The sequence below is a fragment of the Halalkalibacter sp. APA_J-10(15) genome (assembly GCF_023017105.1).
GTDB lineage: Bacteria > Bacillota > Bacilli > Bacillales > Bacillaceae_D > Halalkalibacter.
This window is the reverse complement of the sequence record NZ_JALKEV010000004.1, coordinates 169,783-184,867: the sequence shown is the minus strand read 5'-3', so window position 1 is coordinate 184,867 and position 15,085 is coordinate 169,783. Positions and strand designations below refer to the sequence as shown.

The following is a 15,085-nucleotide window of genomic DNA, read 5'->3' as shown; positions in this document are numbered from 1 at the left end:
ATGTAAGAGTTAACGAACTGTGTTTTATACTATCGGTTTTATCGATTAAATATGTATATAAACACTTCGAAAGAGTAGTTTCAGCCGTTCATAACCAATGCTCTGGTGTTGTAACGGTTTGTGGCAGCTTAGTATTTTTATCACCATTTGCTGATTGCACTTGTGCCTGTGTTAAGAAGAGACAGTCTCTTAGATCAGCTCCACAGATATTCGCGTCTCGTAAATCAGCGCCGATCATGTCTGCCATACGTAAGTCTGCTTTACGCAAATCTGCAGCAATTAATAAGGCACCTCTAAAATTAAAACCGCTTAAATTAGCTCCACGTAATTTAGCACCTATTAGATCATGGCCTTTCTTGATATTTGGATGAGTGTTCTTACGTTTTACTTTGGCACGAAATCGTTCACTTGTTTGCAATAGTACATCATTCACATTGGCTCTATGTTTAGAAATATCAAGTGCTAGAATATTAGTTGGAGAGAGGTTTGTTAGCTGATTTATTTCGTGAATGGCTAGCTTAATATCATGATGGAATGGTTTAGCTATCTCTAGGCCAAAGGCTTCATGTAAATACCGTAGCATTTCATGTAGTTGCTGCATAATCGGAAAGACTTCAAACATTTCGTTAGCTGTATCACCGTTTGTTCTCCAATCGTTTTGACTGTATGTTTGCTGTGAAACTTTCTGACCAGCACCGAAGCATTCATAGACCGAGCAGCCACGAAAGCCTTCTTCTCTTAACTGGTCATGTATACGACAGCGATAATTGCCAAGTAAATGGCGACAAGGTTCTCCGCTATCCTTATGAAAAGGGAAATCTGCTGACTTCGCATATGGTAAAGCAACGCAGCATAATCCAAAACAATTGTTGCAATCAGAGCTTAAGCTTTCAGGGATCGGAAATTCTGTTGAACGATTCAATGTGTTCAACTCCTTATGACTAAAATGAACTTTTACTAGTTTGTGTTTAGTGTAGCATAATTTCATAGAGAATGGATTTGTGTGAGAAAAAAGGAAATCTCTATTTAACTTACATAGTATCCTAATTTTGACTAAACCCTATCTTCCTCTTCAATTCTTTTAGAAAAGGCGTTGCTATCGATCTTGCATTTTCAGCTCCCTGTAACAAAATTTCATCTAATTTATGCGGTGATGCAATCAGCTCTTTGTATTTTTCTCTCGGTTCTTCTAAAAATCGATTTAAGACATGGAATAACTCTGCTTTCACTTCGCCCCAGCTTACACCAGTTTGATAGCTTTCTCTCATGCTTTCCACTTCTAAAGGAGTAGCAAACTCTTTATAAAGAGTAAATAAACTTGACGTAGTTGAGTTCTTAGGTGCTTCTGGCGGGAGAGAATCGGTTTTAATTTTGTTAATTAGCTTTTGTAGTTTGTTTGGATGAATAAATAGCGGAATCGTATTATGATAGCTTTTGCTCATCTTACGTCCGTCTAGGCCTGGTAGTATGGCTGTATGTTGTTGAACCTTGTATTCGGGTAGTTTTAATGTTTGTCCGTATTGGTGGTTGAATACTTCAGCAATATCTCTTGCGATTTCGATATGTTGAATTTGGTCTTTTCCAACGGGTACGATGTCAGCTTGGAGCATTAATATATCTGCAGCCATTAATATGGGGTAGGTGAATGTCCCCATGTTGACTCCGTAATCATTATCTCTTTCCAGTTCGTTATTTTGATCGACTAGCGCTTTATACGCATGAGCACGATTCATTAGTCCCTTAGATGAAAAGCACGATAATATCCAAGTTAGCTCAAAGATTTCTGGAATGTCGCTCTGGCGATAAAAAATAACTTTACTTGGATCGAGTCCGAGAGCTAACCAAGTGGCAGCAACTCCATAGGATAGTTGTTTAAGCTCATTCTGATCATGGATTTTCGTTAACCCATGGTAATCGGCAATGAAATAAGCTGGCTGATAGTCAGCAGCTTTCGCTAGTTCTAATGCTGGCTTAATAGCCCCGATATAATTGCCTAAATGAATTTGTCCTGTCGGTTTAATTCCGGTTAGTACGGTTTTTTTCATGACTTCCTCCCACCTTAAATATAAAATTAAAAGACAAAAAGGGCTACTCATCCATCAAAAGGACGAGTAACCCGTGGTGCCACCTTCATTCGTTTATGTTCATACCATAAACGCACTTAATTTGTACGGAAACAAAATAGAAGTTTCGATACATAGTCTTTTTTATCGGTAAGACATCCGCTAGACCTACTGTTCGTTCAGTCTAGGAGCTCAGAAACCCATTCAACATAAACGCTGTACGAATTTTCACCACCCATTCGCTCTCTGAAACGTTGTCCATGCCTACTCTTTTTCTTCATTGCTCGAAATATTATGTTGATTTTAAAGGAGGAAAATGGAAAAGTCAAGTGTTTATATGCTCCATTTCAAAAGAATGCCAGAATAAGCTAAGCCGCCACCGAATCCAAAGAGTAGCATCGTATCTCCTTTTTTTATTTTTCCATCATCTACACCCTGATCTAAAGCTAATGGAATGGTCGCAGCAGAGGTGTTTCCGTAGTAAACGAGGCTGTGTAAGGTCTTATCAATAGGGAACGGGCTTTTTTCACAAATAGATTCAATCATACGCAAATTAGCGCTATGTGGGATAAACCAATCTATATCATTCAGAGTATAGGATGTATGATGGAGTAAGGATCTCATTCCTTTCGGTACTGTATTGACAGCCCATTTGTATACGTCACGACCATTTTGTACAACCTTCCCTGATGAGGATAAAGCTTCGTCTGACATTTTTGTAGAAAGGTTCGTCGCGTATAAATGCTTCCCCATTTCCCCTTCAGATCCTAAATGAGAGGCAAGAAAGCTATCTGCTTGTTCATGATGTTCGACAAGTACGGCTCCGCCTCCGTCCCCAAATAATATACAAGTCGTTCGGTCAGTATAATCAACGATTTTAGATAACGTTTCTGCCCCGATAACAAGCACCTTTTTGTTTAAGCCTGCTGTAATTAAACCATTGGCGATATGCAGTCCATAGGTGAAGCCTGCACAGGCAGCGTTTAAGTCGATGGCACCTGTGTGTGGTATGCCTAGTTTCGCTTGAACGAGTGAGGCAACACTAGGTGTTTTGAAGTCAGGCGTTAGTGTGCAGACAATGATCATATCGACATCATTGATTGCTTTATCATATTTTGTGATTAAATTCTCAACAGCTTTCACACAAATGTCACTAGTAAATTCATCGTCATTAGCGATGCGTCTTTCCTTAATGCCCGTTCGTTTGACGATCCATTCATCATTTGTTTTGACTAGCTTCTCTAAATCAGCATTCGTTAATCGTTTCGCTGGAACATATGAGCCAATTGCGGTAATACGCGCTTTCGATTGCATTCATTTCACCTCATTAATTATTGGATTGAATTAATTATAGCACTAGATATTAGTATCTGGTACTAAAACGAGTTGATAAAAAGGAATTTCTGTGAGAAGAGAGAATCATTCATGATGCTGTAAATATGAAAAAGGAAGGATTGAAGGTCATATGAGTAAAAAGCGATTACATGTCATTATTACAGTATGTATGCTCATCTTTGGATTGTATATCGTATATCAATGGAATGTCGCTAATGAAAACTTGATGGGCAAAGTAACTAATATACATATAGAAGGGGAGGAGGTTCTAGGTGTTGAAATTAAGGCAAATTTGTTTTCAAAATATAATCAAGTTACGATCATAATCGATCATGAAACGAAATTAATTTCAGATGGGAGTACTATTTCATTCGTAGAGTTAAGAGATACAATGGATATTGGTGATCGAATCAAGGTAGAGACAACGGAAACGACTTTGCTATCAGATCCACCAATTGTTCGTGCTCTAAGTGTGGAGCTTTGATAGTTTGAATGTTGCTCATCGTGATAATAATCGACTAGTAGGAGAAGGCACTGAAAAAGTTGATATATCCTTTTTCAGTGCCTTAATATGTTTATAGATGTCGCCTATGATCAATCCTCAAATAATTCCTTTAGCATACGCTCTCGATTTTGTAAAAAGTAGCTCGTAACTTGATAATGATCAGTTTGCTCGTATTCTACTTCCTGGATCGTATGACTGTCGAAGCTTAAAATAGTCGCATTTGGATAGCCTAGCAGAATGGGTGAATGTGTAGCGATGATAAACTGACTATTCCCTGATGTGACAAGGTCATGAATCATTCGTAAAAAGGAAAGCTGGCGTTGTGGCGAGAGTGCTGCCTCAGGCTCATCTAATAAATAGAGAGCATTCCCGTTAAAACGATTTGTGAAAAGGGAAAAAAACGATTCTCCATGAGATTGCTCATGCAATGAGAGCCCACCATATGAGTCAGTGGCGCCAATGTCATCAATGTGTGAAGCGAATTGGTAAAATGATTCGGCCCGAAGAAAGAAACCCTTTGTTGCTTTTGGCATCCATGAAAGCCTAACGTACGGTCCGAGTGCTGATTGAGAAGCGTGTAAATCGTATGTATGATTTCTTCCACCACCTGCTGTATTAAATTCACACTTATCCGCTATCGCTTCTAGTAAAGTTGATTTTCCTGAACCATTCTCCCCGACGAAAAAGGTCACGTCGTTCGTAATTTCGAGTAGATTGAAGTTTTTTATAGTAGGTATGGAAAAAGGATATTGTCTAAAAGAATCGATTTTTTCACGCTGAAGCTGAACCCTTTTTAAAAACATTGGATCACCTGTTTGTCTTTTTTCTTATCGTAACATGTAAGAGGTGATTCATCTATGCATAACGAAACCTTTTTTATCCATAATAATCATGACTAATCATTAGGAGATGAAGTGATGAAAAAGAGTGGATGGTTTGTTGTAATCGCCATGTTTGTTTTTGGATTACTATTGTCAGGTGGTGTGTTTGCAAATGAGGATATGGATCAGCAGTTTTGGTGGAAGAAGGATCGTGAAAAGGAGGATTTCCCTGATTTAAGAGGAGGACCAGAAGATCCTGAACGAAATCGTCAGCAACCGGTAGACATGAACGTATTGCAGCAACAGTATCCAGATACATTTATTCAACAAGGACCGACTGAATCAAATCGAATCGCACTGACATTTGATGATGGTCCAGATCCTCGCTTCTCGGAGGATGTGCTGAATGTTCTAAGTGAATATAATGTGCCAGCTACGTTTTTTGTTTTAGGATCTCGTGCTGTTGCTTATCCTGAAATTGTTGAGAGGATGAATAATGAAGGTCACGTGATCGCTAATCATACATATTTCCACCCTAATCTCGTGAAAGAGGGCGACATTCCAACGTTAGAGCGTGAAGTGACGAGAACGGAGGATGCACTTAATGAGATCGTTGGATATCGAACAAGCCTATTCCGTCCACCGTATGGATTTTTGTATGGAGAATTAGTTGAAAAGCTAGCAGAAATGCAATATCTTGTCATTGGTTGGTCGGTTGATTCGTTGGATTGGCAAGAGGAACCACCAGAGGTCATTGCAACAAATGTTATTGATAATGTCGGACCAGGGGCGATTATCTTAATGCATGATGGAGCAGATTGGGATGGTGATCGAACAAATACGATCGAATCATTGCGACAGATTATCCCGACATTACAAGAACAAGGGTATGAATTTGTGACAGTACCTGAATTGTTGAATGTTCCCTTTGCACGATGATTATTCAACTTAGGAATCAGAATTTATAATTATGGTAGAAATAAGCAGGGAAGTATTGAGAAATGTAGGCGAATCTACATGGTGTTGGCCTCGTGCGTTACAACGTTTTTAAGATATGAAAAAGCGTAGAGAAAAGTCTCTATGCTTTTTTGAATGCGAAAAACATGCAATGCTGAATAGACTTTCACTACTATGATAAGATGGAAGAGGTTATCAGTAACATGATACAAAAATTTCGGAGGGGATACATTGGTCAAGGCGGTTTTGTTTGATTTAGATGGGACGTTATTAAATCGAGATGAATCGGTAACTCGATTCATTCAACATCAATACGAAAGACTAGTGAAGCATGTTGGGCATATTCCAAAGGATCAGTACATTAGTAGGTTCATCGAGCTAGATCAACGTGGGTACGTATGGAAAGATCGAGTATATCAGCAATTAGTCGAAGAATATTCGATTAATAGCCTGTCAGCAGAGGAACTGCTGCAAGATTATGTAAGTGAATTCAAGCATCATTGCGTTCCATTTGCAAATGTACGGGCAATGCTAGATGACTTAAAACGTAATAATTTCATATTAGGCATGATTACAAATGGTTATGGCTCCTTTCAAATGGCTAACATTCGTGCTTTAGAAATTGAAGGTTATTTTGAAGCGATCTTCGTATCGGAATGGGAAGGAATGAAGAAGCCTGAACCTAGAATATTTAAGAAAGCGATTAAGCGATTTGGTGTTCAAGCGAGTGAATGTATATTTGTTGGTGACCATCCACTAAATGATGTGAAGGCAGCTCAGCAAGTAGGGATGAAAGCAATTTGGAAAAAGGATGATCAATGGGAGGATGTTCAAGCAGATGCGGTTGTTCATGATTTAGCTGATGTGATTGATATGGTGAATAGTCTATGATTAAAAATCACCACTATTTAAAATACGGTGCATTTCTATTTGTCTGTAGTCCCATGTTAGCCATTGCGCTTCTCTTTGATGGTATGCAAAATGGACTAATGATTTTTGTCGTGCTCCTATTTTTTACTACGATTAGGGCTATTACCTTGATGTTATTTGGTTATTATAAAGGGACTTCCACAAATTGATCGTGAGAGTCCCTTAAGTGTTACAATTTTTTTTGAGTTTGCTGTAAGATGAAAATTAATACAATTCCGCTGACAAATGTAATCAGCGACGCGAGGATGACTTGACTATTTATTACCCCATCAAGCTCGTTTAATATAGCAAAGATCGATCCACTTACGAGCCCCACCATTGCTGAATATGTTTCAGACGTATAATGCTTTAACAAGTAGCGAATGAGCTTACTTGTTAACAATACTCCTAGAAGAATCCCTGAACCAACTGCAAAAAGAATCGGCCAATTTAATGCGATGAGAGAGGCGGTCATTGCTTCATATAAGCCTAAAATAGTTAAAATTAGCGCACCACTAATTCCAGGAAGGACGAGAGCTGTACTAGCAATGAATCCGGCGATTATAAAGAATACATAATCGAAAAAGGTTAAGTGATTCCAATCAATGAAATGAAGGCTACCTAACACTTGTGAGCCTACTACAATCCCAAAAAAGAACAGCATGATGACATAATGTTTTACTCGTAATTTTGATTGAGCGTGTTTAATGGTATCGTGCCAAAGGTACGGTAAAAATCCGACGATAATACCGACGAAAAAAAGGAAAGTAGGTGTGCGATACGTTTCTAATAAAAACTTAATGATAAATATCGAGCAACCAAACCCTAATACCATTCCAACACCAAAGGTTAAAAGGAATGGTATAGCTTCTTTTCTTTTATTTGTTGTAAGGATGCTTAATGAATAAATCAATCGTTCATATATACCGACAATCATCGCAACAGTACTACCACTAATACCAGGTACAGTTTCGGTCATGCCGACAGCCATTCCGCGAAGAATTAATTTCACCATACATTTTCCACCTATCTTAAAAGAATATTTCCTGTTTAACTTTACCATAGGAAGGTGCTTTTGTGGGAAGGATATTTTGTATTTTTGTGGAAATTTATAATAAAGAGATAACTTGGTTCACCGATGTATATCAGCATGTTAAGAGTTGTAAAATGCTCTATTTGTAAAGATTTATCTGTTCTGGTGAGTATTTTTATATATATGAGAATTTTAGAAAACTATTTTTATGTATAGTCCATAAAGAAAGGAAGGTTTATATGCAATTGGGGAAGCGAATAGGTGAGGGTAGTAACTCAGAAGTGTCTGAGTGGGGTGACGGGAACAAAGTTATTAAACTAGGCAATGAGAATACAAGCAAACGAGATTTTGAAAGAGAGTATCATCATCACCTTATAGCTTGGAGGATTGGTTTGCCTGTTCCACAACCTTTTAAATTAGTAGAGTTTGATAATCGGCCTGGTATTGTGTTTGAACGTATTTATGGAGAAACGTTGACAGAGCATTTATTCAAACGATTAATGGATCAGCATCATAGGAGAGAAAGGGTTTTTGATTGGCATAATGTTCGATTAACAGCACGACTATTAAGTGAAATCCATCAGCTAACTAATAATGACATGTCGCCACAAAAAGAATTTTTAATCTATCAGATAAATAGTGTGAATGAATTTGAAGAGAGCGAAAAGAATGCTGTCATAGCTCTTCTGAACGATTTGCCTGTTAAAAATCAAGTCTGTCATGGTGATCCTAATCCGAACAATATCCTTATTCATAATGAAAAACCGGTACTGATAGATTGGTCAAATGCTGCTAGAGGTAATCCTGAAGTGGACATAGCTGAATATGTGCTTATGATTCGATATGCCGTCTTACCTTCTGATACGCCACAAGTGTTAATGAATTTTTTTGATGCTAATAGGGAGATCATTATTAATGAATTTATGAAAGAGTATAGCTTTCACACTGGTATGACCTATGAAGAGATCGAACCTTGGATAGTTCCAATTGCTGCACGAAAACTCTCTGGAGACGGAATAATTGAGGAAGAAAAGCAATTATTACTAAAGGAGATCCGATCAAAGTTAAAGGAAATTGGAAAATAAGGGTGCGGTTGTGAGTCATAATTGTTCTGATTAAGTAGAGAATATACATACTACCAAATGAAAAAGATGTTAAGCCAAGGGTTACTATCCTTGGCTTTTTAGTTGGTTTGAAGCTACTAAAAGGCGAACTCATAGAATCAGACCACATTCCTATCGTATTAATGCTCCAGTATATATAGGGGGAGGATAGTAACCATGTAATCGAGAAAAATACTTCGTTCGACCGAATACAAAAAGTAGATGATTTTTTATAAATATCATTCTACAATTAATCACTACTTAGTATGGTGTATATACTTATTTCACCAACATTTAGAAAATGTTAATAACATTCATTGACATTTTTCATCTCACTGACATATACTTATATACATAACTATATAACCATATAAATGAGTGGGGTGTGGTTGAGAAAAAGGTGGTGAGGATGGTTGAGTCAATTTCACGATAAGAAGCCGATCTTTTTGCAAATTAAAGAAAAGATCGAGGATCAGATTTTTAAGGGGCAATTGCAGGAGCATGAACAGATTCCATCAACGACACAAATGGTTCATTTTTACAAGGTGAATCATATTACCATTTCTAAAGGGATCAATTTATTAGTGGATGAAGGGATTATTTATAAGAAAAGAGGTGTCGGTATGTTTGTCGCAGAGGGAGCCAAGGAGCAGTTAGTCGAACAACGTAAAGGGTTATTTGAAAGTCAATACGTCTTACCGATGATAGAAGAAGCTGAAAAATTAGATTTAACAGAAGCGGAAATAAATCGAATGATTCGCAAAGTAAAGGAGCGTGAAAGTAAATGAATCTTAATGTAAAAGCAACCAACCTCTCACTTCAATATAAAGAATTCGAAGCATTAAAGGATGTCTCATTTTCACTTGAACAAGGCAAAATATATGGCTTGATTGGTAGGAATGGGGCGGGAAAGACGACTTTGCTTTCGATCCTATCTTCATTCATGGAACGATCATCAGGGACTCTTGAGATTGGTGGAGAAGATCCATTTGAAAATAGAAGGATCATGCCCCATGTCAATTTTGTCTATGAAACAGATTATAGTGAGGAATATGAGCCAATTAAGCGCTATTTTGATTTCGCAGAGCGTTATCGATTAACCTTTGATCGAGAGTATGCGAAGGATTTGGCTGCTCGATTTAAATTACCTTTGGATAAACCTATTAAGAAGCTGTCGAGTGGGATGCAGTCCGCCTTAAATGTGACGATTGGGTTAGCTAGCCGTTCACCTATTACGATTTTTGATGAATCCTACCGTGGAATGGATGCACCTACGAGAGAATTATTTTATAAAGAAGTCTTAGAGGAACAAGCACGACATCCACGAATAATGATTTTGTCGACACATCTCGTCTCGGAGATGGATTATTTATTTGATCATGTGCTGATTCTAGATCGAGGAGCTTTACTAGTAGATGAACCCTACGACGAGATCATTAGTCGTGGGGCATCTATAACAGGTGAGGCGAACAACGTTGATCAGTTTGTAAATGGAATGAATCAGCTAAGTAGGAAGCAGCTTGGAAGTACAAAATCAGTAATGGTGTACGGAGAGTTAACTGAAAAGGAAGTACGTTTAGCTGAAGAGCTTGGTCTTGAGATTGGCCCCGTTTCTCTTCAGGAGCTATTTATTCATTTAACAGAAGAGGAGGGGCATCATGAAAACAAACAGTAAAGAAGTTATTGCTAAGTTGTCACAAGATATTTTCTCCATTCAAATGAAATGGTCTTTATGGTATATGCCAATTGTTCTTCTCATTTATTTTGGTAGTATGTTCTTTCCGGACGTTCGAGAAGCGAATATAGGACTGATGAATTTCTATTATGAGCCATCAAAGATTTACATGCTTGTCATTGGTATTATTTTTCCTTTGGCTATGCTTAGTCATTTTGTGAGGTATGGAATGACTCGAAAAGACTATATGATCAGTTCGGCCATTGCCTCTGTAGGTATAGCCTTTAGTCTAATGATCATCGCAGCTATATTATCAGCTATTTTACAATTATTTGAAACGTTTTCAGGAGCTAACGATGTCTCTTTTATTGAGTCTCAATCAAGTTGGCTCATTCCAATAGTTGTGCTAAGTTTAATCTTAATTTGCTATAATATTGCTGGCTGGATGATTGCGATGGGGTTCTATCGATTTGGTGCTTGGGGTGGTATGGGCTTCGTTGTCATTGCGCTTGTCTTTATTGCACTAATTGATATTCTATGGGAAAGAGAATTAAGCGAATTAGCGACGACTTATCTACCTTTTTCCATTCCGGATCTTTCAATAGGGTGGTCCATTATCGGAACGGCTGTATTAATTGGAGTTGGATTAACCATTATTCGCCGTATAATGAAACGGGTAAGGATTAAGTTGGAATAGATGGACAAAGCTAAATCGTTCGGAGATAGATGAGCCGAACGATTTTTTTGTTTAGGAAAATAAAACATAATCTTGTGGATAACTAGTGTTTTAATATAGTTTTGACAAAGTAATTGTATACATTCCTTGTTACTTTAAAGCTAATGCTACATATTTAAGTTATTAATGGTTTGAATATGATTTCGTTTGAATGACTTCTGTTTTAACAATAAGATCATACAGGGATTGCTTCTTGTTCGTAAAGATGGCAGTTAATAAATAAGCAAAAATAAGTGCATAGATAAGAATACCGATTATTGTATATAAAAAAGGTATATCACCATCACCTATATAGATTAGTCGATAAACAAGAAAGTGAGATAGCTCCCATGGTAAAAACTTCAAAATGACTCGTAAAGCTGACTGTGAAAGTGAGATAGCTTCCCCGTAATGATTGACTACTTTTATACCGAGCTTCTTCTTACCAATAGACTGCCCGACTATGTTCGAATCAAAAATGATAAAGTAGACTGACACGGGAACGGTGAGCATAAAAAAACCAGTGAGTTGAGCTGAGAATAGTGAATGTGTATAAAGCTCTTGAATGTTAGGAAATAGAAACGTACTAATGATAAAAAGTGTAGCCATGTATATAAGGATAAATAAATAATCAATCATAAATGCTTTTAACCGGAGGGGAAATGTAGCGTTTAATTGTTGTCTTGGAATCATTTATTTGAACTCCTCTCATAGCATGGATTGATGGTTTTATTTTATCACGACTAGGTAGATAAAACGATATTGGCTTAAAGATCGTAAATGTTTAAAGGATTTCGGAAGGGGTTTGGTATTTTTATTTTGTTGTTGATCGCTGTCGTTGTTAGGGAATCGTATGATGGATTCGTCATTCTGCTCCGTATTTTTTTGTATTCATCCATCAAGATGATGATTTAAATTCATAAAAAGCCTTAAAGTTGGGAAAATGAATATGTAGGAAATGATGATAAAAAGGAGACGAAACGAATGGCGAATATTAAATTAGCAGTGATCTATTACAGTTCAACAGGTACGAATTACCAGCTCGCTAAGTGGGCAGAAGCAGGTGGAAAAGAAGCAGGAGCTGAGGTTAAGGTATTAAAAATACCTGAGCTTGCGCCTGAGGAAGCGATTAATGCAAATGAGGCGTGGAAAGCCCACCTTGAACAGACAAAGGATATGCCAGAGGTGACATTAAATGATTTAGAATGGGCAGACGCAATTATTTTCAGTGCTCCAACGCGTTTTGGCAATCTGCCGGCGCAAATGAAGCAATTTTTAGATACAACTGGTGGTCTATGGTTTAACGGGAAATTGGTTAATAAAGTCGTCAGTGCGATGACGTCTGCTTCCAATGCTCACGGTGGTCAAGAGGAAACCATTCTATCGTTATACACCACCATGTACCATTGGGGCGCGATTGTTGCTGCACCTGGCTATACGGATCCGGTTCAGTTTACTTCAGGTGGGAATCCATATGGGGTGAGCGTAACGGTCACTCAGGACGGAAAGATGGTCGAGGATGTAGAAGCTGCTGTGAAGCATCAAGCGAAGCGTACTGTCACGGTAGCCAGCTTAGTTAAGCAAGGGAATTAGGGATTGTTAGGGTAAGTATAAGCTGCTAATAGAGGAGATTGCTCCTTTGTTAGTGGCTTTTTATGTGGAGGTATATCGTTGAAAAGAATTTGTTTGAAAAAGAGAAGGATTTTCACTAAATGTGGAGAACGATTCTAATGATTAGAAAAGATAAGGAGTGAATGGAAATGGTGGAAAGTCCTTCATTATTTAGCCGAGTCGGCTATGTGTATATGCCAACAACGAATATGGATGAATCAATTCGGTGGTATGAGGAGAACCTTGGATTTACGTTGGAGGGGAATAAATTTCGAGACGGCTCTAATGATTTTGATGTTGCTGTTCTGATGCTGCCAGAAGGGAACACAGTTGTGCTTTTAGTGGAAATACACAATCAATCGTTTGAGAATCAAGACAAGACCGTTCCGACATTGGCGCTGACGTGTCCAGATCTTCAGAGTACCCATCATATGTTGCAGGAAAGAGGAGTGGATGTGAGTGAGATTATAGTTCGAAGTGAAGATGCGAAGTATTTCATCATTAAAGATCCTTCAGGAAATGTCATCGAAGCAGCTTGGTCTATTTGGGATTAGGAAAGGTATTGAGGAGGTGTATTTTAAAGCTACTGAAAAAGTGAAATTTTTCAGTAGCTTTGATTTGACTGTAATGGCTTCACATATTACTTAAAGAGAATTAGTATTTACGAAAAAGAAAAGAAGTACCCCTTATATTGCAAAACTTGTTCAAAGCCGAGCTTTTCGACGACTGCAACAGAAGGTTTGTTTTCCTCCATACAATCCCAATAAGGAACGAAATTATGTTTAAGGCTATGTTGGACGAAATGATAGGCGACCGCTTGAGCCAGCTTTCTCTCGCGATGAGCCTCCTCTGTTTTTATGGCTACACAGTGTATATGACCAGCGACATATGTTGAGAGACAGATGCTAACGGACTGATTACGGTGTGTGGCGATAAAACCGAAACCATTAGCAAAGAATTGATCAAGTGATGGCCAGAACTCTAATATCGTCTCTTTTACATAGTCATCTTCTACAAAAGAGTCATGCTGGACTAGCATGACGACGTCATAGTCATCTGGTAAAGTGGGTGCTATCTTTCCTTGGAAATGGTTTGGGTCAATTTCATACACGCGTTGATTCCAGCTTTCTAAATGGCGATGACCAAGTGCATTTTCGATTGATTGATTCCAAGTAGGGTGATCACCGATTGCTTCGAAGCATTCTAAATGAACACGCTTTGCTTCTGGGATGATGAGATGATCGATGAAGGAGTTAAGTTCACATAAAAACGATTTGTTGTTCGCGTCGCCAATAAAGATAAATCCATCGTTATTGCCAAGCCATACGATAGCGGTTGTTGGTGTCAACGTATCGTCGACAAAGATACGACCGGGATTCATACCATTTATAATGGCTAGTGATTCTTTCAAGCTTCGTTCGTGGAGTAATCGTTTGCATTTGTGGAAATCTTGTTTGGGAATTTCAGTAATCATAATAGATTCTCCTTCAAAAAGATAAGTTTAGTATAAAGCTATCTTTTGATAACAAAGTTTAACATGTATTTAAAATAGACGAGAAACTCCCCCTTCATGTGTTTAACGGTAAGGGGGAGTTCTCTGCCTCCGGACAAGTATCAGTGGCTAAAGATATGAAAACCACTAAGTTAAAAAAGGAAAACAATTTATCACAACCAATCGAACATTATGAATTCTGATCCGTCATTGGTTGGAGAATGTTAGGTTGCAATAAAATCAGTGAAAGCGACTTTTTTTAACATCATATCCTTTGTAAGAAGAAAAGTGATTGCTAACTCTATCCAAGGGAAAAATGTATACCTTGAACATACTGAAGCGAATCATGTATCTGGTGAAAATGTATATATAGGTAAAAATGTAAAATTGAAGAAGTATTCTACAAGCAGAGATTAAAAATTCATTCAAGCGCTTTAGTAAGAAAGAGTACTAGAATTTAACGGGAGGATGTTATGTATTCAAGTGCAATGGTCTTTAAAAGAATTGTTAGTTTAGTTGCTATTCCTATATTAAGTGTTTTATCGATAGGATTAAGTATGTGTTCAATCATTGTTGTTGTCGGTGGTATACTTTATACTATTGGCGTAGACATGAGGATGGAATTTTGGCCTGATGTATCTGTCCCTCCATATCTTGGTGTACCTACAGGTTTTTTATTTGGAGCCCTCTTATTAGCAATCGCTTTTCTATCATGGCGTTTGTTAAAATACTTGATTGCTTTTTGGAAAATATAATATACGTAAAGTGAAATTTTAAAAAAGGAAAGTTGGAACGGTCAAATTCCATTAATGTAAGTTGTTAAATGATGAGCGTTTTTATGATAGATGCTTTCAAGCGATAACTAC

At 37.7% G+C, this 15,085-nt stretch carries 17 protein-coding genes and 1 other annotated feature; of the genes, 10 read left to right on the top strand and 7 right to left on the bottom strand.

Features of this window, described 5'->3' with window-relative positions; all coding sequences use genetic code 11:
- Positions 1-88 precede the first annotated feature (88 nt).
- From MW695_RS06705 to MW695_RS06695, 3 genes are all read right to left on the bottom strand, one after another.
- Positions 89-922, bottom strand: coding sequence for a pentapeptide repeat-containing protein (locus MW695_RS06705; RefSeq protein WP_247104365.1), 834 nt, complete (start codon positions 920-922; stop codon positions 89-91).
- Positions 923-1,043: 121 nt separating this feature from the next.
- Complete coding sequence (locus MW695_RS06700) at positions 1,044-2,045, bottom strand: tryptophan--tRNA ligase (protein WP_247104363.1); 1,002 nt, start codon at positions 2,043-2,045, stop codon at positions 1,044-1,046.
- A gap of 55 nt (positions 2,046-2,100) precedes the next feature.
- Positions 2,101-2,353, bottom strand: a binding site (T-box leader).
- A gap of 43 nt (positions 2,354-2,396) precedes the next feature.
- The gene (locus tag MW695_RS06695; RefSeq protein ID WP_247104362.1) at positions 2,397-3,377 is read right to left on the bottom strand and encodes a ketoacyl-ACP synthase III; all 981 of its coding nucleotides are present in this window, start codon (positions 3,375-3,377) and stop codon (positions 2,397-2,399) included.
- 151 nt (positions 3,378-3,528) lie between these two features.
- On the opposite strand from MW695_RS06695, the gene MW695_RS06690 reads away from it, so the two are divergent.
- A complete protein-coding gene (locus MW695_RS06690) occupies positions 3,529-3,882 on the top strand; it encodes a hypothetical protein (RefSeq protein ID WP_247104361.1) in 354 nt (117 codons plus the stop codon).
- A 110-nt stretch (positions 3,883-3,992) separates the two neighbouring features.
- Here the strand turns inward: MW695_RS06690 and MW695_RS06685 are convergent, their stop codons facing one another.
- Positions 3,993-4,706: an AAA family ATPase gene (locus MW695_RS06685; protein WP_247104360.1), complete on the bottom strand. Its 714-nt coding sequence runs from the start codon at positions 4,704-4,706 to the stop codon at positions 3,993-3,995.
- Positions 4,707-4,820: 114 nt separating this feature from the next.
- Between MW695_RS06685 and MW695_RS06680 the strand changes: the two genes are divergently transcribed.
- Positions 4,821-5,663: a polysaccharide deacetylase family protein gene (locus MW695_RS06680; protein WP_247104359.1), complete on the top strand. Its 843-nt coding sequence runs from the start codon at positions 4,821-4,823 to the stop codon at positions 5,661-5,663.
- A gap of 249 nt (positions 5,664-5,912) precedes the next feature.
- Positions 5,913-6,572 carry an HAD family hydrolase gene (locus MW695_RS06675; protein ID WP_247104358.1) on the top strand — a complete coding sequence of 220 codons (660 nt, stop codon included), beginning with the start codon at positions 5,913-5,915 and terminating at the stop codon, positions 6,570-6,572.
- Positions 6,573-6,780: 208 nt separating this feature from the next.
- On the opposite strand, the gene MW695_RS06670 is transcribed toward MW695_RS06675, so the two are convergent.
- Positions 6,781-7,605, bottom strand: a complete 825-nt coding sequence (locus MW695_RS06670; RefSeq protein WP_247104357.1) for a DUF368 domain-containing protein — start codon at positions 7,603-7,605, stop codon at positions 6,781-6,783.
- A 263-nt stretch (positions 7,606-7,868) separates the two neighbouring features.
- Between MW695_RS06670 and MW695_RS06665 the strand changes: the two genes are divergently transcribed.
- From MW695_RS06665 to MW695_RS06650, 4 genes are all read left to right on the top strand, one after another.
- A complete protein-coding gene (locus MW695_RS06665) occupies positions 7,869-8,708 on the top strand; it encodes a phosphotransferase (protein WP_483299848.1) in 840 nt (279 codons plus the stop codon).
- A 431-nt stretch (positions 8,709-9,139) separates the two neighbouring features.
- Entirely contained in the window at positions 9,140-9,514 is a 375-nt protein-coding gene (locus MW695_RS06660; RefSeq protein ID WP_247104355.1) for a GntR family transcriptional regulator, read from the top strand.
- Positions 9,511-10,401, top strand: coding sequence for an ATP-binding cassette domain-containing protein (locus MW695_RS06655; RefSeq protein WP_247104354.1), 891 nt, complete (start codon positions 9,511-9,513; stop codon positions 10,399-10,401). The genes MW695_RS06660 and MW695_RS06655 overlap by 4 nt, the downstream gene beginning before the upstream one ends.
- Positions 10,385-11,098 carry a hypothetical protein gene (locus tag MW695_RS06650; protein WP_247104353.1) on the top strand — a complete coding sequence of 238 codons (714 nt, stop codon included), beginning with the start codon at positions 10,385-10,387 and terminating at the stop codon, positions 11,096-11,098. Before MW695_RS06655 ends, MW695_RS06650 begins: the two co-directional genes overlap by 17 nt.
- A gap of 162 nt (positions 11,099-11,260) precedes the next feature.
- On the opposite strand, the gene MW695_RS06645 is transcribed toward MW695_RS06650, so the two are convergent.
- Positions 11,261-11,809 carry an RDD family protein gene (locus MW695_RS06645; protein WP_247104352.1) on the bottom strand — a complete coding sequence of 183 codons (549 nt, stop codon included), beginning with the start codon at positions 11,807-11,809 and terminating at the stop codon, positions 11,261-11,263.
- Between the two features lie 291 nt (positions 11,810-12,100).
- On the opposite strand from MW695_RS06645, the gene wrbA reads away from it, so the two are divergent.
- Both wrbA and MW695_RS06635 read left to right on the top strand, forming a co-directional pair.
- Positions 12,101-12,709: an NAD(P)H:quinone oxidoreductase gene (gene wrbA, locus MW695_RS06640; RefSeq protein WP_247104351.1), complete on the top strand. Its 609-nt coding sequence runs from the start codon at positions 12,101-12,103 to the stop codon at positions 12,707-12,709.
- Positions 12,710-12,876: 167 nt separating this feature from the next.
- On the top strand, positions 12,877-13,281 hold the full coding sequence (locus MW695_RS06635) for a VOC family protein (RefSeq protein WP_247104350.1): 405 nt from the start codon (positions 12,877-12,879) through the stop codon (positions 13,279-13,281).
- Between the two features lie 107 nt (positions 13,282-13,388).
- Here the strand turns inward: MW695_RS06635 and MW695_RS06630 are convergent, their stop codons facing one another.
- Positions 13,389-14,201 (bottom strand): GNAT family N-acetyltransferase, encoded by an 813-nt coding sequence (locus tag MW695_RS06630; RefSeq protein ID WP_247104349.1) that lies wholly within the window; start codon positions 14,199-14,201, stop codon positions 13,389-13,391.
- A gap of 491 nt (positions 14,202-14,692) precedes the next feature.
- On the opposite strand from MW695_RS06630, the gene MW695_RS06625 reads away from it, so the two are divergent.
- A complete protein-coding gene (locus MW695_RS06625) occupies positions 14,693-14,974 on the top strand; it encodes a hypothetical protein (protein ID WP_247104347.1) in 282 nt (93 codons plus the stop codon).
- Positions 14,975-15,085 lie beyond the last annotated feature (111 nt).

Coding starts and splice junctions, on each gene's coding strand:
- MW695_RS06700 (WP_247104363.1), bottom strand. CDS start 2,045: ATGAAAAAAACCGTACTAACCGGAATTAAACCGACAGGACAAATTCAT.
- MW695_RS06625 (WP_247104347.1), top strand. CDS start 14,693: ATGTATTCAAGTGCAATGGTCTTTAAAAGAATTGTTAGTTTAGTTGCT.
- MW695_RS06680 (WP_247104359.1), top strand. CDS start 4,821: ATGAAAAAGAGTGGATGGTTTGTTGTAATCGCCATGTTTGTTTTTGGA.
- MW695_RS06650 (WP_247104353.1), top strand. CDS start 10,385: ATGAAAACAAACAGTAAAGAAGTTATTGCTAAGTTGTCACAAGATATT.
- MW695_RS06630 (WP_247104349.1), bottom strand. CDS start 14,201: ATGATTACTGAAATTCCCAAACAAGATTTCCACAAATGCAAACGATTA.
- wrbA (WP_247104351.1), top strand. CDS start 12,101: ATGGCGAATATTAAATTAGCAGTGATCTATTACAGTTCAACAGGTACG.
- MW695_RS06690 (WP_247104361.1), top strand. CDS start 3,529: ATGAGTAAAAAGCGATTACATGTCATTATTACAGTATGTATGCTCATC.
- MW695_RS06670 (WP_247104357.1), bottom strand. CDS start 7,605: ATGGTGAAATTAATTCTTCGCGGAATGGCTGTCGGCATGACCGAAACT.
- MW695_RS06635 (WP_247104350.1), top strand. CDS start 12,877: ATGGTGGAAAGTCCTTCATTATTTAGCCGAGTCGGCTATGTGTATATG.
- MW695_RS06655 (WP_247104354.1), top strand. CDS start 9,511: ATGAATCTTAATGTAAAAGCAACCAACCTCTCACTTCAATATAAAGAA.
- MW695_RS06695 (WP_247104362.1), bottom strand. CDS start 3,377: ATGCAATCGAAAGCGCGTATTACCGCAATTGGCTCATATGTTCCAGCG.
- MW695_RS06645 (WP_247104352.1), bottom strand. CDS start 11,809: ATGATTCCAAGACAACAATTAAACGCTACATTTCCCCTCCGGTTAAAA.
- MW695_RS06685 (WP_247104360.1), bottom strand. CDS start 4,706: ATGTTTTTAAAAAGGGTTCAGCTTCAGCGTGAAAAAATCGATTCTTTT.